The organism is Thermomonas beijingensis (assembly GCF_020034655.1).
GTDB classification, from domain to species: Bacteria; Pseudomonadota; Gammaproteobacteria; order Xanthomonadales; family Xanthomonadaceae; genus Thermomonas; species Thermomonas beijingensis.
Map to the genome: position 1 here is coordinate 51923 of NZ_JAIQDJ010000010.1, position 19183 is coordinate 71105.

A 19183-nucleotide genomic window follows, 5' to 3' on the forward strand; every position below is an offset into this window, starting at 1 on the left:
CATGCAATGTCTTCAGGATCGCGCCTGAGCAAATCATTCCTACCAATTGAAACTGAAGCCTCCGCCGCACTTCGCCGATTGCTTTCTCGGCAGTGGGAGGCAGGCGAAGCAATCGCGGAGAGACTCGCTATACCGCTCACTACACTGGCCACACGCGTTGCGTGACTGCCGTGCGCCCGCCTACATGCTCTCGGTTGATTCGCAGCGCGTGTTGTCCATTGCGATGCAGGAGTTCGTCGAAGAAGCCCATTCAGGGTGGTGAGTCGAACGCGTGTATTCGCTCAGCGATAATCCATGCCTACTGCGATTGAGTGGAGTTGGTGCATTCCTCGCGCCGAGAATAGTCGAAGGTCCAAGCGTCTATAGGATCTCGGGCATGTCAAAGCGAGAGGTGGAGCTCAGGCGCAAACACCGCCTCATAACCCGCGTACGGCAATGGCTGCGCCATTAAGGCTGCAGCCTCCAGTTGCAGGCGGTCTTCGCTGGATAGGGCGCAGCCATTGGCTGAGCTCGAGGTGACCGCACCGCCTGTACTCTGATTCAGCGTCAGGGTGCAGCCAGAGGGAAATGCGCGGGTCGTGAGGCTTTGCCAGGTCGTGACGATCCGGGCCCGCAAGGCGGCATGGTAGCTGGCGCGTAGATCATTGTCTGGGCTGCCGCTTTGGGCACTGCTGGCGCCGGCCGTAGAGGTCGTGGGCGGAGGCGATAGGCTCGATGCCGCCGATGACATGTTTGAAGTGACGTAGTCGCCGGTCGTACTCAGGGTGCGCGCAAGGCTCGGGTCACGATTCGGAATGATGGCGTGCGAGGTCGTGGTGGCGGGATGTTCGGCGGGCGGCTCGGATGCCGGCGGCACCGGCACTGTGGGGCTCGGCTGCGGGTTCGTCTCCTTGCGCGGCACCGCAATGAACGTCACCACCAACGCACCACCATCACCTTGTTCTGCGGTCCCCGTACCAGTCATGCCTTGGCCTGCGACGTGCAGTAGGCACCAAGCGAGGACAGCATGTAGCAGCAGCGTGACTGCGCCGATGATCTGACGTTCGAGCGTGGATTCGGTGCTGGAGGGCAGCAGGCGTGGCATCTGCCAAGTGTACGAGCCCTGCCCTGAATCTGATGAGCCCCTCCATCCATCGGGAGAGCAAGGACACGCACCAATCCCCCTTTCACTGACCCTCAGATCAGGGTTTCCCGATAGTGCCGCAATTCACGCGCTATGACACTGGTGCCATGACCACGGCCCGTTCCCAGCTGATCACCACCGGTACCGGCGGCACCTTCCACTGCGTCCAGCGCTGCGTGCGCCGCGCCTTCCTGTGCGGGCAGGATCGCTACACCGGTCAATCCTTCGAGCATCGCAAGGCCTGGGTCGAGCAACGCATCTCCCTGCTCTCCGACTGCTTTGCGGTGGCCATCCACGCCTATGCGGTGATGAGCAACCACCTGCATCTGGTGCTGCAGCTCGATCCAACGCTGCCTGCTGCATGGTCCGATGCCGAAGTCGCCACCCGCTGGGTGCGCCTGTTCCCCCCGCGCGAGGACGCCGAGGCCGCCCGTGACGCCAAGCGCGACCGGCTGATGCAGCAGCCGGACTATGTGACGGTACTACGCGAGCGCCTGAGCAATCTCTCCTGGCTGATGAAATGCCTGGCCGAACCTCTGGCACGCGCCGCCAATGCTGAGGATGCCTGCAAAGGCCGGTTCTGGGAGGGACGGTTCAAAGTCCAAGTGCTGTGCGACGAACGGGCGCTGCTGGCGGCCATGGCCTACGTGGATCTGAACCCCGTCCGGGCAGGCATGGCCGAGACCCTGGCAGTCTCCGACCACACCAGCATCCGGCATCGCCTGGCCACATTGACGCCTGCCGACCTGGATCGTCCGCTGCGCCCTGTGCTGGGGCAGGCGACAGCCCGCACCCCGCTGGGCCTCAGCCTGCGCGCGTATGTGGGCCTGGTGGAATGGACTGGCCGGCAGCTGCGGCCCGGCAAGCACAGCATGGCGCACGATGCGCCGCGCGCTCTGGCTTGCCATGACGATGCGGATCGCTGGGCCATGCGGGTCAAGGCGGTGGGCTCTGGCTACTGGCGGGTGGTGGGCGATGCGACGGACCTGATCGCGACCGCCGAACGGTTGGGACAACGCTGGTTGAAGGGGATCGGGCTGGCAAGGCAACTGGCAAACGCCGGTTGAGGATTTGACGCGTGTTCCATCGCCCGGACGGGAGGATGGCGCGTGGGCGCAGGTTTGTTCGGGGCTTTGGTAGCAAGTAAGGAGATGCGATTTCAGGACTTCAGCGCGGGTGCCGTTTTACTCATGGGGAATGGTGCGTGTCCTTGTTTTTCTGTTTTTCTACATCACAACCCCACAAACAACAAAGCCCGCAGCGATGCGGGCTTTGTTGTTATGGGCGATCAGAGTCAAACGCTAATTTACTCTGGCCCCTTTTTTCCCGGACGCCGCTAGCCTTCGATACTTACAATCAAACTTGCCGAATCACTGCTGATTAAATCTTGGTCAGATACGTGGTCGAAGTGCATATGGGACACGCCTTTCGTTTCTGCGAGAACTATTAGCCCCAACAAATTATTCGCGATTTGCTTGAGGGCACTGGAGTCGCCTTTGATAGTCACCGTGTTGTCGGCCACGGATATCTTTACAGGCCCATTGGCGACTTCAACGACAATCATCGTCAATGAAAGTGCGACATTGAGAACAGAATCAATTGCGAACGCGTCGCCATCAGCTGCGGATAGTACTGAAGCGAAGCGAGAGATCGCATCGACAGTCATGGTCAACTCCAGCTCAACTCCATCCCATGCCGCGCTGATGCCATGAATATGCTCTCGTGCATGAGTACTCATTCGTAGTCACCCCGCCGAATGGTTTCTGGCTTGATTGGGGTATGAGGGTCAGGGAGCTTCGTCACTTGACCCGACGGGGACTTAATTTGAGTCTCAAGATTCAGATGTGGGCCTTGTTTCTGAACATGACCACTATTTGGGTTGACATCAAAACGAGCGTTCTTTGTGACCGTGTTTCCAGCGGCATCGACGGTGGAACTAGAGAACTGCACATTGCCAGCCGGTGTCAAAGCAACCTTGGCATCTGATCCCACGTGCGCGGCCCCTTTTTCCACGGCTTTAGTCATTGATATTGCTTCGTCCGCGTGTTTGAGGGCCTTTCCAGCAACATCACCAGCAATAGGAACGAAGCCCACGCCAGCGGCAACCACATTGATAACAGTGGGATTCTGGATCGCCTCAACAACACCCTTGATATCGCCGATAACCGGCAAGAAATCAGCGATCAACCCAATCGTAGCCCTTGCCGTTGCTGGGTCAGGCGGAGCCATCTGGTACTGGCCCGTATAGAAGTTCGCTCCATCGCGACCATCCGGGTCAGTGAAGCGATACGGATTGTTAAAGGCGTAGGCGTATCGGTTGAAGTTCGTCATCGGCTTCTCGTAAGCCGTGACGGGATCGACGGAGAGGAAGCGTCCGATCTGCGGATCGTAATAGCGCTGAACACTCTGACCCGACGCGATTCTCCACCGCCGACGGTGCGAGGCCTTGATGCGGCGCGGCTTGGCGAGTGCTGGCAGCCCTGACACGGGTTCGACGATCCTCAAAAAATCCCTTGATGCACTTTTTCGCCCAGACGGGCGCGCAGGTCAAGAGCAAGAGCGGTTTTGCAGGAGTGGATGATCGCTGATCGGATGGTGTCGCGTGTCCGGCTCGCCTCGCGGTGGCCAGCGTGTCGGTGCGGAAGAGCGCTCCTTCCAGTCGCAGTCAGCGTGGGCCTGCGGCCCACCAGGAGCGTACTCCGGGGTGTTGGGGCGGAGCCCCAACGGTGACGCTCTTGGAGGCGTGGCGAAGCGGGATCGCACGGGTCGCGGCGGCGGTGGAGAGGCGATTCAGTCTCGTCCTGCTGACCCGCTTTTCGTTTTGCTGTTGCTGTTCTGATGTCACGAAGCGGCGTCGGCTTGAACCGCGTAGCGGTTAAGCCGCGCCGCCTCGTGTACGCGAACGTGCGACGTGCTCTTGCGTGTGCGCGCAGCGCGCACGCGGCTTGAGTGGGCGTGCGCAGCACGCGCACTGCGCGGCCAAGGACGGCCGCGCCGGTGAGCGAGAGTGGTGGGGCCACGTGGCCCCGGCGCGACTGCGCCGGCAGGCCAGCCAACATCAACGCAGATTATGCGAAGCGACGGGCTGGCGCGGCGCTTGCTGCGCATCGGCTCTTTGGCGCGCAGCCCTTGCGCAAGCGCCGTGACAGACCGGCGGTTTGCATAATCCGGCGTTATGTTGGGACTGCAACCCGCGCAGCGGGTTGGGCCGCGTGGCGCGACAGCGGCCATGGATGGCCGCAACGGGGTGATCGGTCGCGCGAGCATGCTGCTTGTCGGCGTCGGCTTGAACGCGAAGCGTTAAGCCGCGCCGTCGGGATCGCGCGTGAGCCGCGCCGCCGGGTGCGTCGCCGCGTGCACGGCATGCAGGCGCGCAATGGAGACGTGTGTGTACCGCTGCGTGCTGGTGATCTGCCCGTGCCCGAGGATCTCCTGCACATGGCGGATGTCCGCCCCGTTGTCGAGCATGGCGGTCGCCATCGTGTGCCGGAACAGGTGGCACGCGCCGCGCTTGGTGATCCCGGCCTGCTTGAAGTAATCGCGCACACGCCAGCTCAACCCATCAGGAGAGAGGGGTTGTCCGTACTGATTCAGGAACAGGTGCTTTACCGTGGGATCGACCAGCACCGCCGGCCTGGCCTCGCGTTCGTATTTCGTGACCCATGCAAGAGCGCGTTCGCCGATGGGCACGAACCGATCCTTCTTGCCCTTGCCCAGCCGCACATGCAGCGTGCCGCGCGTGCGGTCGAGGTCGGATTGATGCAGGTTCGTCAGCTCCACGCGCCTGATGCCGGTGGCGTAGAACAGTTCCAGGCATGCCCGATCCCGCAGGCCGTCCGGTGTCTCGATGTCGGGCAAGGCGAGGACGGTTTCCATTTCATCGAGCGTCAACGGCTCGCGCAGGTCGTCCGTGCGCTTGGGTAGCTCCAGATCGGCGGCAGGGTTCGACTCCAGGACGCGCTGCCGCACCAGCCAACGGAAGAACATCTCCAGCGTGAACAGGGCCACCCGCTGACCATTGACCGCGATGGGCGCGCCGTTGGCCTTGCGATACAGGAATAGATGCCGCTGGAAGCGTTGCAAATGCGCGTGGGTCACCTCCTGCGGCTTGCCGATGCCGCGCTCCATGCACCACGCATGGAAGTGCGCCAGCCGGCTCCTGCGCGTGCGCACGTCGTTCACGCTGCGGTGCTGGGTCTCCAGTGCATCGAGGTAGCGACGCATCCATGCCGCCAGCCCGTCCGGATCGGACGGAGCCAGCAATAGGCGCAGTCGCTCGGTGCGAACGCCGGCCATGTCAGTGGCCCGCCGTCGTGTGGCCGTTGAGCTTCCTGCTACGCGGTTTTGCAGCGACAACCGCAGCGGGAACGCTGGAAGCCGCGTCGGGCGTGGCTTTGCGGGTCATTTGACCACCCCGCGAGGTACCCGCAAGGTCACCGCAAGGTGGCCGCAAGGTACCCGCAAGGTCGGAGGTCTGACCCCGCAAGGTCGCCGGTTTACCCCGCAAGGTCGTGTCGTTACCCCGCAAGGTCGGTGTGATTTCCGGTGCGGCAAGCCCCATCAACTGCGGTTCGGCACGGTCGTTCTGGCCATCGAACGCCAGACTGTAGGTGTACAAGCTGCCGTTCTGGCCGCTGTGCATGCGCACGTATTCCAACTGCACCAGTCGATCCAGATGCACCCGCAATTGCGTGTCCGACAGGCCCAGCACCCCACGCACCGTGCGACGGGTAAAGCGCACCCCCGCTTTCGCGGGGGCAGGCTCGCCGCGTGGCGTGTCGCTGCCCTGCACTTGCTGGCTTACCCACGCATCGAGCGCGGCCAGCACGCGCCTTGTTTGGGGTGGCAGTTCATCCAGCGAGCGACCCAGCACCGCATGCGCAAGCCGATTGGCCAGTGCGATATCAGCCTGCGTGACCTCGATGTACTCGACGCTCGCGCCGTCGACCTCGATCACGCCGACCTTGCGCTGGTGCTGGTGCAGCAGCGCAATGGCGTCGATCAGGGCCAGGTACTTCACATGGTCGCGGCGCAGGCGCACGCGATCCGATGCGAAGGTCAGCGATTCGGCGAAGGGGTTCACCACCGCCAGCGGGCGTAGCAGCGTTTGCGCGGCGCGATGCGCACTCAACACATGCTCGCTGCGCACCTTCGCCTGCAAGCCTTGCAACGTGCGCGCCTGCCGCTGGCGCTGCTGGATCGCCGCCGTTTGTTCGGGGGTTTCGTTGATGGTGAGGACAAGACAGCGGTTCAACAGCTCTTCGTCGATGTCGATGGCCGTGGTCGTCAGGCACAGCATCACCGGGCCTTCCACCCGATATTCCGACGTGACCAGCTTCCCCGTCGCCGGGTCTTTGCCCGTCGAGGCAATCGTGAGTTCGCCTTGCGACTGCAGCAGCTTCAACGCATAGGCGGCTTGGCGCACGCCTTCTTCCTCGGCAATCGCCAGAATCTTGTGCCGCAAGTCGCCCTCGCCGATGTAGAACAACGATTGCCCGGTCATCGCGCTGTAGTGGACGCGCTGGCCTTCCGGCATCAGCGACAGCAGCGCATCCATCAGCGTCGATTTGCCGGCGGCGCTGGTGGACTGGATCAGGATCGCCAGCGGCTTGTCCAGCAGCCGCGAGGTCATCGCCAGATAGCCCACCAGTGCATTGGTCGCCTCGCCGATCACGCCGATGGCCTCCACGTCGGCCGCGATGCGCGAGACAAGCTCGGGATCGCGCAGCAGCGCCAACCCGACGGCTTCCTGTTCGGCGGTGAGTGCGGGTGTCGTATCCGTGGCGTCCGGCTGCAACGCGCCCCGGATCGCCGCGTCCTGCACCGGCTCCAAGGCCAGCACCAGCGCCGACAGGTCGGCGAGGAGAAGGGATTCGGACACGCCGAGTTCAACGGCGGCGGCTTTCACGAACGCGGCACGCGAACGTGCCTGATACAGATCGAGCGTGTCCACGTGCAAGCGCTCGCCCAGCGACAGCCGAGCCGTCACCTTCAACGCCTCCGCGCTCAACGCCCGCGCCAGCCCACGCACCCGATACGCACGCGGGCCGCGCAGGAAGCGGGCTTCATCGGGCGAGACTATTTCGATGCCTTCACCGGCGGCGGGCAACAGCGGGGCGGCGAGCGGATCGGGGGCCTTTGGGGTGGTCGTGGGCATAGCGGGCTCCTGGCCAAAACCTGTCAAGCAGAACAACTCGACGCAAGAATATCCGCTTTAGTAGTATTTACAACCCCAATAGCAAAGCTGGCCTTACGGTATGGACTCCTTCAATGCTTCCACTCCAACCCCCGTGGCCATCAGCGACGACGAACGCACCTTCTTCATCGAGCTCGGCACGCGCATCCACGCGTTGCGCAAGGCACGCCGCATCACCCAGGTGCAGCTTGCCGAGCAGCTTGGCGTCTCCCAGCAGACCGTGACCGCCTACGAGAGCGGCAAGCGGCGCGTGCCGATCTCGCACCTACCGCGTCTGGCCAGGCTGCTGGGCACGTCGGTAGAAGCCTTGCTCGGCGAGCCTGCGCCCAGCGGCAAGCGCGGGCCACAACCCAAGATCGCGCAGCAGCTACAGCAGATCGAAGCGCTGCCCAAGGCCAAGCAGCGAGCCATTAGCCAAGTGTTGGATTCGGTCATCGCCGCGCATCAGTAGCGGAGCACCGCAACCCCGCAAACAACAAGGCCCGCAACCTGCGTTGCGGGCCTTGGGCGTTATGGGCGATCAGGAAGTGAGCCTGGAACCGTTTTTCCTCTTTTCGTGATGTGCCACGTCCCGCTGGCTCAATTCTTAAGCCATTTGACGCAAGGACCGTCGTGCCTGAGTTGCGAGAGCTTTCGATCAGCTCTCATTACCAATTTGGCATCGGTCGCAGATGACTTTGCTCGATCAATCCACTCAACTGCCTCAAAGCACGTTTCTTCGCGTCCATGCATAGCGAGATAGGTGGAAAGATTCAACATTGCACCGACGTCGCCCCTATTAGCTGCAACTCGTTGCCAATGCATCGCCTTGCCCATATCTGGAGCGGCGAGTTCATAGTAAAGAATTAGCTTCTTGACTGCCTGCAAATCTCCTTTGTCAGCCTTATCTTGCAAGACGACCAAATCCGCGGGGCTAAGTAAATATTGATCCCCAGGAGTGGCTGATTGCTCAGTCGCACGATTTCCCTGACCAGAGCAACCCAGGAGCAACATAATCGCCAGCATCAATCCAAACAGCGGCATCTTGGCCATGATCGAGGTGCTCACTGGGGTCATTTCAGCTTGTCGTCTTTGAGCTTAAAGGTCTCAGTTCTCGGAATACGAGAGCCTGTTTCCGCTTGGCCATAACGCAACGTGACTGTTCCGGTCTTCGTATTGACCGAAATGCTCTTAATAGCGGAACCGGCGACGGGGTTGCCCTTCCCGCCCGGAGCAAATTGCTGGAACGCACCTTGCTTCCCCGTGCCGTTTCGCCCCGACCAAACCGTCATCGTTGTTGTGTCACCCTGCTTTTTGTAATTGATCCAGCCATCGGCACCGGTCACCTTTGACCCATTCTTGTCCGCCATAACTTGCGCTTGATTGACGCCGAGGCTGTTCGTCATACCAAAGCGACACGAGAGCGAGAACACTGGCTCCCCAGGCTTCAACCCCATGCTGACCGCGTTGCTGTAGGTCTGATATGCATCCCAGTTTTCGTACGGCGCCCGTGTTTGATCTTGGATGATGCTTTCGTTTCCGTGGGAACCGACAGTGAATGTCCCCGGCAAATCGAACGCCGCTGCTGCGTTGTAGAAAAGACCGCCGTGGTCGTTTTGGAGGAAGTTGTTGACGTCTGTTCGGCCATCTGGGTCAACGAACTTGTACGGATTATTCGAGGCATACCAATACCGATTAAACGCCCCCACCGGATTGCTGTAAGCCGTGACGGGATCAACGGATAGGAACCTTCCGATCTGCGGATCGTAATAGCGCTGAACACTCTGACCCGACGCGATTCTCCACCGCCGACGGTGCGAGGCCTTGATGCGGCGCGGCTTGGCGAGTGCTGGCAGCCCTGACACGGGTTCGACGATCCTCAAAAAATCCCTTGATGCACTTTTTCGCCCAGACGGGCGCGCAGGTCAAGAGCAAGAGCGGTTTTGCAGGAGTGGATGATCGCTGATCGGATGGTGTCGCGTGTCCGGCTCGCCTCGCGGTGGCCAGCGTGTCGGTGCGGAAGAGCGCTCCTTCCAGTCGCAGTCAGCGTGGGCCTGCGGCCCACCAGGAGCGTACTCCGGGGTGTTGGGGCGGAGCCCCAACGGTGACGCTCTTGGAGGCGTGGCGAAGCGGGATCGCACGGGTCGCGGCGGCGGTGGAGAGGCGATTCAGTCTCGTCCTGCTGACCCGCTTTTCGTTTTGCTGTTGCTGTTCTGATGTCACGAAGCGGCGTCGGCTTGAACCGCGTAGCGGTTAAGCCGCGCCGCCTCGTGTACGCGAACGTGCGACGTGCTCTTGCGTGTGCGCGCAGCGCGCACGCGGCTTGAGTGGGCGTGCGCAGCACGCGCACTGCGCGGCCAAGGACGGCCGCGCCGGTGAGCGAGAGTGGTGGGGCCACGTGGCCCCGGCGCGACTGCGCCGGCAGGCCAGCCAACATCAACGCAGATTATGCGAAGCGACGGGCTGGCGCGGCGCTTGCTGCGCATCGGCTCTTTGGCGCGCAGCCCTTGCGCAAGCGCCGTGACAGACCGGCGGTTTGCATAATCCGGCGTTATGTTGGGACTGCAACCCGCGCAGCGGGTTGGGCCGCGTGGCGCGACAGCGGCCATGGATGGCCGCAACGGGGTGATCGGTCGCGCGAGCATGCTGCTTGTCGGCGTCGGCTTGAACGCGAAGCGTTAAGCCGCGCCGTCGGGATCGCGCGTGAGCCGCGCCGCCGGGTGCGTCGCCGCGTGCACGGCATGCAGGCGCGCAATGGAGACGTGTGTGTACCGCTGCGTGCTGGTGATCTGCCCGTGCCCGAGGATCTCCTGCACATGGCGGATGTCCGCCCCGTTGTCGAGCATGGCGGTCGCCATCGTGTGCCGGAACAGGTGGCACGCGCCGCGCTTGGTGATCCCGGCCTGCTTGAAGTAATCGCGCACACGCCAGCTCAACCCATCAGGAGAGAGGGGTTGTCCGTACTGATTCAGGAACAGGTGCTTTACCGTGGGATCGACCAGCACCGCCGGCCTGGCCTCGCGTTCGTATTTCGTGACCCATGCAAGAGCGCGTTCGCCGATGGGCACGAACCGATCCTTCTTGCCCTTGCCCAGCCGCACATGCAGCGTGCCGCGCGTGCGGTCGAGGTCGGATTGATGCAGGTTCGTCAGCTCCACGCGCCTGATGCCGGTGGCGTAGAACAGTTCCAGGCATGCCCGATCCCGCAGGCCGTCCGGTGTCTCGATGTCGGGCAAGGCGAGGACGGTTTCCATTTCATCGAGCGTCAACGGCTCGCGCAGGTCGTCCGTGCGCTTGGGTAGCTCCAGATCGGCGGCAGGGTTCGACTCCAGGACGCGCTGCCGCACCAGCCAACGGAAGAACATCTCCAGCGTGAACAGGGCCACCCGCTGACCATTGACCGCGATGGGCGCGCCGTTGGCCTTGCGATACAGGAATAGATGCCGCTGGAAGCGTTGCAAATGCGCGTGGGTCACCTCCTGCGGCTTGCCGATGCCGCGCTCCATGCACCACGCATGGAAGTGCGCCAGCCGGCTCCTGCGCGTGCGCACGTCGTTCACGCTGCGGTGCTGGGTCTCCAGTGCATCGAGGTAGCGACGCATCCATGCCGCCAGCCCGTCCGGATCGGACGGAGCCAGCAATAGGCGCAGTCGCTCGGTGCGAACGCCGGCCATGTCAGTGGCCCGCCGTCGTGTGGCCGTTGAGCTTCCTGCTACGCGGTTTTGCAGCGACAACCGCAGCGGGAACGCTGGAAGCCGCGTCGGGCGTGGCTTTGCGGGTCATTTGACCACCCCGCGAGGTACCCGCAAGGTCACCGCAAGGTGGCCGCAAGGTACCCGCAAGGTCGGAGGTCTGACCCCGCAAGGTCGCCGGTTTACCCCGCAAGGTCGTGTCGTTACCCCGCAAGGTCGGTGTGATTTCCGGTGCGGCAAGCCCCATCAACTGCGGTTCGGCACGGTCGTTCTGGCCATCGAACGCCAGACTGTAGGTGTACAAGCTGCCGTTCTGGCCGCTGTGCATGCGCACGTATTCCAACTGCACCAGTCGATCCAGATGCACCCGCAATTGCGTGTCCGACAGGCCCAGCACCCCACGCACCGTGCGACGGGTAAAGCGCACCCCCGCTTTCGCGGGGGCAGGCTCGCCGCGTGGCGTGTCGCTGCCCTGCACTTGCTGGCTTACCCACGCATCGAGCGCGGCCAGCACGCGCCTTGTTTGGGGTGGCAGTTCATCCAGCGAGCGACCCAGCACCGCATGCGCAAGCCGATTGGCCAGTGCGATATCAGCCTGCGTGACCTCGATGTACTCGACGCTCGCGCCGTCGACCTCGATCACGCCGACCTTGCGCTGGTGCTGGTGCAGCAGCGCAATGGCGTCGATCAGGGCCAGGTACTTCACATGGTCGCGGCGCAGGCGCACGCGATCCGATGCGAAGGTCAGCGATTCGGCGAAGGGGTTCACCACCGCCAGCGGGCGTAGCAGCGTTTGCGCGGCGCGATGCGCACTCAACACATGCTCGCTGCGCACCTTCGCCTGCAAGCCTTGCAACGTGCGCGCCTGCCGCTGGCGCTGCTGGATCGCCGCCGTTTGTTCGGGGGTTTCGTTGATGGTGAGGACAAGACAGCGGTTCAACAGCTCTTCGTCGATGTCGATGGCCGTGGTCGTCAGGCACAGCATCACCGGGCCTTCCACCCGATATTCCGACGTGACCAGCTTCCCCGTCGCCGGGTCTTTGCCCGTCGAGGCAATCGTGAGTTCGCCTTGCGACTGCAGCAGCTTCAACGCATAGGCGGCTTGGCGCACGCCTTCTTCCTCGGCAATCGCCAGAATCTTGTGCCGCAAGTCGCCCTCGCCGATGTAGAACAACGATTGCCCGGTCATCGCGCTGTAGTGGACGCGCTGGCCTTCCGGCATCAGCGACAGCAGCGCATCCATCAGCGTCGATTTGCCGGCGGCGCTGGTGGACTGGATCAGGATCGCCAGCGGCTTGTCCAGCAGCCGCGAGGTCATCGCCAGATAGCCCACCAGTGCATTGGTCGCCTCGCCGATCACGCCGATGGCCTCCACGTCGGCCGCGATGCGCGAGACAAGCTCGGGATCGCGCAGCAGCGCCAACCCGACGGCTTCCTGTTCGGCGGTGAGTGCGGGTGTCGTATCCGTGGCGTCCGGCTGCAACGCGCCCCGGATCGCCGCGTCCTGCACCGGCTCCAAGGCCAGCACCAGCGCCGACAGGTCGGCGAGGAGAAGGGATTCGGACACGCCGAGTTCAACGGCGGCGGCTTTCACGAACGCGGCACGCGAACGTGCCTGATACAGATCGAGCGTGTCCACGTGCAAGCGCTCGCCCAGCGACAGCCGAGCCGTCACCTTCAACGCCTCCGCGCTCAACGCCCGCGCCAGCCCACGCACCCGATACGCACGCGGGCCGCGCAGGAAGCGGGCTTCATCGGGCGAGACTATTTCGATGCCTTCACCGGCGGCGGGCAACAGCGGGGCGGCGAGCGGATCGGGGGCCTTTGGGGTGGTCGTGGGCATAGCGGGCTCCTGGCCAAAACCTGTCAAGCAGAACAACTCGACGCAAGAATATCCGCTTTAGTAGTATTTACAACCCCAATAGCAAAGCTGGCCTTACGGTATGGACTCCTTCAATGCTTCCACTCCAACCCCCGTGGCCATCAGCGACGACGAACGCACCTTCTTCATCGAGCTCGGCACGCGCATCCACGCGTTGCGCAAGGCACGCCGCATCACCCAGGTGCAGCTTGCCGAGCAGCTTGGCGTCTCCCAGCAGACCGTGACCGCCTACGAGAGCGGCAAGCGGCGCGTGCCGATCTCGCACCTACCGCGTCTGGCCAGGCTGCTGGGCACGTCGGTAGAAGCCTTGCTCGGCGAGCCTGCGCCCAGCGGCAAGCGCGGGCCACAACCCAAGATCGCGCAGCAGCTACAGCAGATCGAAGCGCTGCCCAAGGCCAAGCAGCGAGCCATTAGCCAAGTGTTGGATTCGGTCATCGCCGCGCATCAGTAGCGGAGCACCGCAACCCCGCAAACAACAAGGCCCGCAACCTGCGTTGCGGGCCTTGGGCGTTATGGGCGATCAGGAAGTGAGCCTGGAACCGTTTTTCCTCTTTTCGTGATGTGCCACGTCCCGCTGGCTCAATTCTTAAGCCATTTGACGCAAGGACCGTCGTGCCTGAGTTGCGAGAGCTTTCGATCAGCTCTCATTACCAATTTGGCATCGGTCGCAGATGACTTTGCTCGATCAATCCACTCAACTGCCTCAAAGCACGTTTCTTCGCGTCCATGCATAGCGAGATAGGTGGAAAGATTCAACATTGCACCGACGTCGCCCCTATTAGCTGCAACTCGTTGCCAATGCATCGCCTTGCCCATATCTGGAGCGGCGAGTTCATAGTAAAGAATTAGCTTCTTGACTGCCTGCAAATCTCCTTTGTCAGCCTTATCTTGCAAGACGACCAAATCCGCGGGGCTAAGTAAATATTGATCCCCAGGAGTGGCTGATTGCTCAGTCGCACGATTTCCCTGACCAGAGCAACCCAGGAGCAACATAATCGCCAGCATCAATCCAAACAGCGGCATCTTGGCCATGATCGAGGTGCTCACTGGGGTCATTTCAGCTTGTCGTCTTTGAGCTTAAAGGTCTCAGTTCTCGGAATACGAGAGCCTGTTTCCGCTTGGCCATAACGCAACGTGACTGTTCCGGTCTTCGTATTGACCGAAATGCTCTTAATAGCGGAACCGGCGACGGGGTTGCCCTTCCCGCCCGGAGCAAATTGCTGGAACGCACCTTGCTTCCCCGTGCCGTTTCGCCCCGACCAAACCGTCATCGTTGTTGTGTCACCCTGCTTTTTGTAATTGATCCAGCCATCGGCACCGGTCACCTTTGACCCATTCTTGTCCGCCATAACTTGCGCTTGATTGACGCCGAGGCTGTTCGTCATACCAAAGCGACACGAGAGCGAGAACACTGGCTCCCCAGGCTTCAACCCCATGCTGACCGCGTTGCTGTAGGTCTGATATGCATCCCAGTTTTCGTACGGCGCCCGTGTTTGATCTTGGATGATGCTTTCGTTTCCGTGGGAACCGACAGTGAATGTCCCCGGCAAATCGAACGCCGCTGCTGCGTTGTAGAAAAGACCGCCGTGGTCGTTTTGGAGGAAGTTGTTGACGTCTGTTCGGCCATCTGGGTCAACGAACTTGTACGGATTATTCGAGGCATACCAATACCGATTAAACGCCCCCACCGGATTGCTGTAAGCCGTGACGGGATCAACGGATAGGAACCTTCCGATCTGCGGATCGTAATAGCGCTGCTGCATGTACGTCAGTCCCGAAGCCGCGTCCATTACATGTCCGGTATACCCCGCGCGGTCGTCATTGGCACGGTTGAGCAATTTTCCGTACGGCTCGTATTCACTGGTCTCGATCACCGACTTGCTGGCATTCGTCTTGGCGACCGGACTGCCCAAGGCATCGGTGTGATAGTAGCTCATGGTCACTGTGCTTAATCCGATCGGTCGGCTCAGTTCGGCCACCAGACTGCCAGCCAAGTACAGGTTGTTGATGCGTTTACTACCCGGCTCATCGCGCTGCCAGGTCAGGCGGCCGTCCTGGCTGTAGAAGCTGTACTTCAGGCTCGCGCCCGCGTTGTCCAGCCGAACTCGCCGTCCTTGGGCGTCATACCGATAGGTTAGGCCAGCCGTGCTACGCAGACGATTGCCAAAGTCAAAGGTCGTTGCCACCCCGTTCTTGTTGGCCAGATTGCCCTGCACGTCATAGGTCAAGCCAATGACAGTCGCCCCGGTCGCAGTGTTTTGCACATTAGTCAGTACGTTGTTCGTGTAGACGTATGTGTGGTCCCGAACCTGAGTGCCGCCACTCACCTGCACCCGCTTGAGGTTGTCGAGCGTGTCGTAGGTGTAGTTGGCCGTGCCATACATCGGCGAGGTGGTGCTGGTCAGGCGGTCCAGTCCGTCATACACCATCGATTTGGTCTGGCGCCCTGTGCCGATGTAGTCGGTCACCGCGGCCACGTTGCCGTTCGCATCGAACGCCGTGCCCAGGTCCAGCACACCGACATCCGTGCTGCGACTGGGCAGCTGGCGGGCGTTCTGGGTCATGGTGTGGACGATGCCGTTGCCGTAAGTGAACTGCTTGAGTCCGCCATTGGGGTAGTAGCTGGCATTGCTCGCCACGGTGGCCACAGCGCCCGCGTCCGCACTGGCCGTGACCTGCGTGGTCTGGCCAAGTGCATTGACGGTGTAGGCCACACTGACGCTGGCCGGATAGGTCTCGGTCGTCACTTGGCCCAGGCTGTTGTAGCCATAGGTCATTGCCCAGCCGGTTTGTAGCGTGTCCGGCACCATGCTCTCGCCCGAGAGCAGGCGGCGGTTGTTGTAGGTGTAGGCATTGGTGACGGTGTTGCCACTGTTGGCGGTGGTGACCTGGTTGGGCTTGCCGTCGTTGAAGTAGGTCAGGACCTGGTTGCCGTTGCCGTCCGGGAAGCTCAGATTCGTGAGGCGGTTGCGCAGGTCGTAAGTGCGGCTGGCTTTGCGCGCCACGATCGCACCTTCCGTGCCCGTGGGACTGCATGCCTGACTGCTGGCGACGCCCGCCGCCGACCAGCTAAGGTTGCCGGCCGCGTCATAGCCGAACAGGGTGGCGCCGGTCTCCGGCTCGACGGTTCGGCACAGTTCCTGATAGCCGTTATAGGCATAACTGCGGGTGGCACTCGCACCGCCACCGCTGCGCGCCAGCGCGGTGGGTTTACCGAACACATCTCGACTGATGGTGGTCGTGGCGCTCTCGGGCGCGGTGATGACCAACGGCCAGTCGGTGCTCGGCTGGTCATAGGTCAGGTAGCTGGTGGTGGCCGGCTGTCCACCCGGGTTGGTGACCGTGGTAGTGAAGCCGGTGTTGTAGGTGGTGGTGGTGAACCGCAGGCTTGGGCTCAGCTCGGTGTCCTGTCCAACCGAAGTCACACGGCCCAAGTCATCGTAGTTGGTCCATGTACCGGTGGTCGGTGCGCTGGTGGTCGAGGGATAGGAGGCAAACACCGCCCGACCTTCGGCGTCATAGGCCCGCTTGCTGAAGCGCTCGGTGCCGGCCACGTTGGACGCGTCGTACTCGCGGGTCAGCAGCGGACGCCACAAGCCGTCGTAATAGCTGATCTTGGTCGCATTCCCGGTGGTGGTGGTCTCGCGCCAGTGGCCCGCGGCGATACCGTACTCGGTGCTGGCGACGGGCACGAAGCTGCGGCTGGTCGCCGCCCACTTGGAGATATCGCAGGTATCGGTCTGACTTTCTGACGGATAGGTGATGCTGGCCAACCGGCCCATGGCGTCATAGGTGTAGCAGGTCTTCGCGCCGACCTCATTGGTCACCGAAGTGAGCCAGCCGTTGCTGTCCACCTCCGCCGACTGCGAGGTGGCATCGGCATACTGTATGGCTCGCGGGATCCCCCGGTACCAGTTGCTGAATGTGGTGGTGTGGTTCAACCCGTCCTTGATCGTGGCCAGGGTGCCGTCGGTGTTGTAGGTCGCTGTGGTTTGTAGCTTGCCGAACGCCGATGTGGTGAGCGGCATTGCGGTCGTTGCGTCGAACGTGGTCGCCGAGATCACCGTCCCCGCCGCTCCGCAGCCCGTGGGTAACACGGTGGTCGGCGCCACGCAGGTCACCGTCGCCGTCTGCCCGATCACCCACTTCGTCGTGTTGTCCGAATAGGTGATGGTCTCAGTCTTTGTAGTGAGCACTGTCTGCGCTTGGGCAGAGGCCGTGACAAGTAACCCGGCAGCGAGCAAGGTGCGGGCGAGGCGAGTCTTCTTCGTCATGATGGCGGGCCTCATGGCGTGCTCGTCGTCTTCACGACCTTGGTCGGGCGTGCATAGGCGTCGAAGCAATAGGGCATGCCGACACAGCCAGTGGCGACTTCCCATGTAAAGATGCGGCCTTGCTGGGTTGTTACCACCTTGCGTTGCGGAGACTTGTAGCTGGACGACATGGTGTCACCTCGGGAGCGTGGGCTTTCGCCGTTGTAACTGCCATAGGGCGCAGCGGTCGCATCAGCCAACGTCGTGTCGACCGTGCGCAAGGCGGTGGTGCCATCCCAGCCGGATTCTGTCTTTACCAATTGCCCTTCATTGGCCTGGAATCTGTTGCTGAAGCTGTAGCGGTTCACAGCGCCGTCCGGGTCGGTCAGGGTCGTGGTACGAGTGGTGGGCGAAGAAACCGTGCATGCGCTCGCCCAGCACATATTGGGCGAGCCGTAGTCGTAGCTCCACGACAGTCCCGCGGCTGGCAGGCCGGGTCCCGTAATCTTCTTGCCAAGTACCGCCAACGTGAAATAGCCAATCGGCTCCAGCGCGTAAATCGGTTGGGATTGGTAATACACGCAACTGCGCCCTACCCATGAGCGCCCCATCAATACCGGCTGCATGGTGAAAGTAGCCAGCGCTCCCGTCGGTGCCTGCACCGTGCCGGTCAGGACAGGGGGTGGGCCGGAATAGTCGCCGGCAGTGTCACACCCGCTGCCAATCGTGTTTATCTTCAGATTGAACAGCGAAGAGAGATTGGAAATCCACTTGCTGCCATCGGGCAACGTGACGGTGTCGCCCTCCGGTGGGTTGGTATAGGTCCACGTTCGGCTGCCGTCGGTGACGGTACTGACCATCTTGCTGGTGCTGGACATGTAAGTAAGTGTTAACTGGCGACCATCGCTCGCAGTGATCTGCAGCAATTGCCACGGATTGGTGGCGCTCCATGTGTAGGTCACGGTGTTGCCGAACCGATCCGTCGCCTTGGTGGGGTACATCAACACCTCATTCCTAGCCAGGGTGAAGGTGGTCGCCGCTTGAGGCGTCACGATGATGCCGTTCTTGCCGGAACCTGCCCGCAACGCAAACTGATCGACGGGTTTGGAGATGACCTCGTTCAGGCGGCTCACCATCTGGTTCAGGGTGTAGACCGTGCCATCCGGCATGACGACCTCGAAGCCCTCGCCCTGGCTGCCCGCTTCGCTGGTGGAAGCCAGCGCAACACAACGCATCGCCGCGCCACCCTTGGTCACCACGGAATAGGTATTCCCATCAGTGGGGACATGCGCGCTGGACCCCGGAACCAGCATCTCCTCATCGCCCGCGCCCGGCATGTGCAGAAAATTGCCTTGCCAGTATTCGTCGGGCTGGAACTCCCCGCCCTGGAACCACAGTGTCGGTGGTGCGCCGTATTGGGAACACCGTTTATAGACGTCGGCGGCAAGGGCCGCGCCGACCGTCCAACCCTTGGGATTGTTGACATGATTGGCGAACACGCCATGCGCGTACGGGATGTCCAGGTTCCACGCCCCGAAATGCCCTGACGCGAATCTGTCGCCCGTCGCGAAACGGCGCGCAACCCGCACCGGCAGTGCGTTGTTGCCGGGAAGATCCACGTCAACTTGGACGATCTGCAGACTGCCGCTGTTCAAGTCGACCTTGTCGCCGAAGCCCTCGGCGCCGAAGGCAGCGATCTCGCCATTCTTCTTGATCAGCTTGTCGTATTCCTGCGGGATCGTGACCTGCGCCCGAACGGGCGATGCGAGCGCCATCAACAATACGGCGCCTACGCACCAAAACCGATACTGCATGATCAAACCCCTTCACTCATTGAGCCACGGCAGCCCGCATCTATTGTGCCGCATACCTGCAGCGCGTTCTGTGCGTCGAGTCGCATGCAGGGCGTGATGGCATCGACGCGGGGACATGTAAATAAGGGTATCCGGATTTTAGTGTGGGAAGCCTGTCCTAGCTGTTGCCTGCCTTCCAACTCTTGCCTGTAGGTTTCAGGCTTCTCCAGCCCTTCCTGTCTTCAGCCTTAAATGTGGGATTTGA

15 protein-coding genes are annotated in these 19183 nt (G+C 62.0%); 3 read left to right on the plus strand and 12 right to left on the minus strand.

Going from position 1 to position 19183, the window contains the following annotated elements; all coding sequences use genetic code 11:
- Window positions 1-379: 379 nt before the first annotated feature.
- Window positions 380-1084, minus strand: a complete 705-nt coding sequence (locus tag K7B09_RS12120) for a hypothetical protein (protein WP_223629724.1) — start codon at window positions 1082-1084, stop codon at window positions 380-382.
- A gap of 146 nt (window positions 1085-1230) precedes the next feature.
- On the opposite strand from K7B09_RS12120, the gene K7B09_RS12125 reads away from it, so the two are divergent.
- Window positions 1231-2190 (plus strand): hypothetical protein, encoded by a 960-nt coding sequence (locus K7B09_RS12125; RefSeq protein ID WP_223629725.1) that lies wholly within the window; start codon window positions 1231-1233, stop codon window positions 2188-2190.
- Window positions 2191-2459: 269 nt separating this feature from the next.
- Here K7B09_RS12125 and K7B09_RS12130 read toward each other — a convergent pair whose 3' ends face one another.
- The 4 genes from K7B09_RS12130 to K7B09_RS12145 all read right to left on the minus strand — a co-directional run bounded on the left by K7B09_RS12130 (window position 2460) and on the right by K7B09_RS12145 (window position 7280).
- On the minus strand, window positions 2460-2861 hold the full coding sequence (locus K7B09_RS12130) for an Imm32 family immunity protein (RefSeq protein ID WP_223629726.1): 402 nt from the start codon (window positions 2859-2861) through the stop codon (window positions 2460-2462).
- Window positions 2858-3628, minus strand: coding sequence for an RHS repeat-associated core domain-containing protein (locus K7B09_RS12135; RefSeq protein ID WP_223629727.1), 771 nt, complete (start codon window positions 3626-3628; stop codon window positions 2858-2860). The genes K7B09_RS12130 and K7B09_RS12135 overlap by 4 nt, the downstream gene beginning before the upstream one ends.
- A gap of 795 nt (window positions 3629-4423) precedes the next feature.
- Window positions 4424-5419, minus strand: a complete 996-nt coding sequence (gene xerC, locus K7B09_RS12140; protein ID WP_223629728.1) for a site-specific tyrosine recombinase XerC — start codon at window positions 5417-5419, stop codon at window positions 4424-4426.
- Window position 5420: 1 nt separating this feature from the next.
- Window positions 5421-7280 (minus strand): P-loop NTPase family protein, encoded by a 1860-nt coding sequence (locus tag K7B09_RS12145; protein ID WP_223629729.1) that lies wholly within the window; start codon window positions 7278-7280, stop codon window positions 5421-5423.
- A gap of 133 nt (window positions 7281-7413) precedes the next feature.
- Here K7B09_RS12145 and K7B09_RS12150 point away from each other — a divergent pair, with 133 nt between their 5' ends.
- Window positions 7414-7770, plus strand: a complete 357-nt coding sequence (locus K7B09_RS12150; RefSeq protein WP_223629730.1) for a helix-turn-helix domain-containing protein — start codon at window positions 7414-7416, stop codon at window positions 7768-7770.
- Window positions 7771-7898: 128 nt separating this feature from the next.
- Here K7B09_RS12150 and K7B09_RS12155 read toward each other — a convergent pair whose 3' ends face one another.
- The 4 genes from K7B09_RS12155 to K7B09_RS12170 all read right to left on the minus strand — a co-directional run bounded on the left by K7B09_RS12155 (window position 7899) and on the right by K7B09_RS12170 (window position 12833).
- On the minus strand, window positions 7899-8366 hold the full coding sequence (locus K7B09_RS12155) for an SEL1-like repeat protein (protein ID WP_223629731.1): 468 nt from the start codon (window positions 8364-8366) through the stop codon (window positions 7899-7901).
- Window positions 8367-8371: 5 nt separating this feature from the next.
- Window positions 8372-9181, minus strand: a complete 810-nt coding sequence (locus K7B09_RS12160; protein ID WP_223629732.1) for an RHS repeat-associated core domain-containing protein — start codon at window positions 9179-9181, stop codon at window positions 8372-8374.
- Between the two features lie 795 nt (window positions 9182-9976).
- On the minus strand, window positions 9977-10972 hold the full coding sequence (gene xerC / locus K7B09_RS12165; RefSeq protein ID WP_223629728.1) for a site-specific tyrosine recombinase XerC: 996 nt from the start codon (window positions 10970-10972) through the stop codon (window positions 9977-9979).
- A 1-nt stretch (window position 10973) separates the two neighbouring features.
- Complete coding sequence (locus K7B09_RS12170) at window positions 10974-12833, minus strand: P-loop NTPase family protein (protein WP_223629729.1); 1860 nt, start codon at window positions 12831-12833, stop codon at window positions 10974-10976.
- Window positions 12834-12966: 133 nt separating this feature from the next.
- Here K7B09_RS12170 and K7B09_RS12175 point away from each other — a divergent pair, with 133 nt between their 5' ends.
- Window positions 12967-13323, plus strand: a complete 357-nt coding sequence (locus K7B09_RS12175; protein WP_223629730.1) for a helix-turn-helix domain-containing protein — start codon at window positions 12967-12969, stop codon at window positions 13321-13323.
- A 128-nt stretch (window positions 13324-13451) separates the two neighbouring features.
- On the opposite strand, the gene K7B09_RS12180 is transcribed toward K7B09_RS12175, so the two are convergent.
- The 3 genes from K7B09_RS12180 to K7B09_RS12190 are packed head-to-tail and all read right to left on the minus strand — an operon-like array spanning window position 13452 to window position 18939.
- On the minus strand, window positions 13452-13919 hold the full coding sequence (locus K7B09_RS12180; protein WP_223629731.1) for an SEL1-like repeat protein: 468 nt from the start codon (window positions 13917-13919) through the stop codon (window positions 13452-13454).
- A 5-nt stretch (window positions 13920-13924) separates the two neighbouring features.
- On the minus strand, window positions 13925-17146 hold the full coding sequence (locus tag K7B09_RS12185) for an RHS repeat-associated core domain-containing protein (protein ID WP_223629733.1): 3222 nt from the start codon (window positions 17144-17146) through the stop codon (window positions 13925-13927).
- An 11-nt stretch (window positions 17147-17157) separates the two neighbouring features.
- Complete coding sequence (locus K7B09_RS12190; RefSeq protein ID WP_223629734.1) at window positions 17158-18939, minus strand: hypothetical protein; 1782 nt, start codon at window positions 18937-18939, stop codon at window positions 17158-17160.
- Window positions 18940-19183 lie beyond the last annotated feature (244 nt).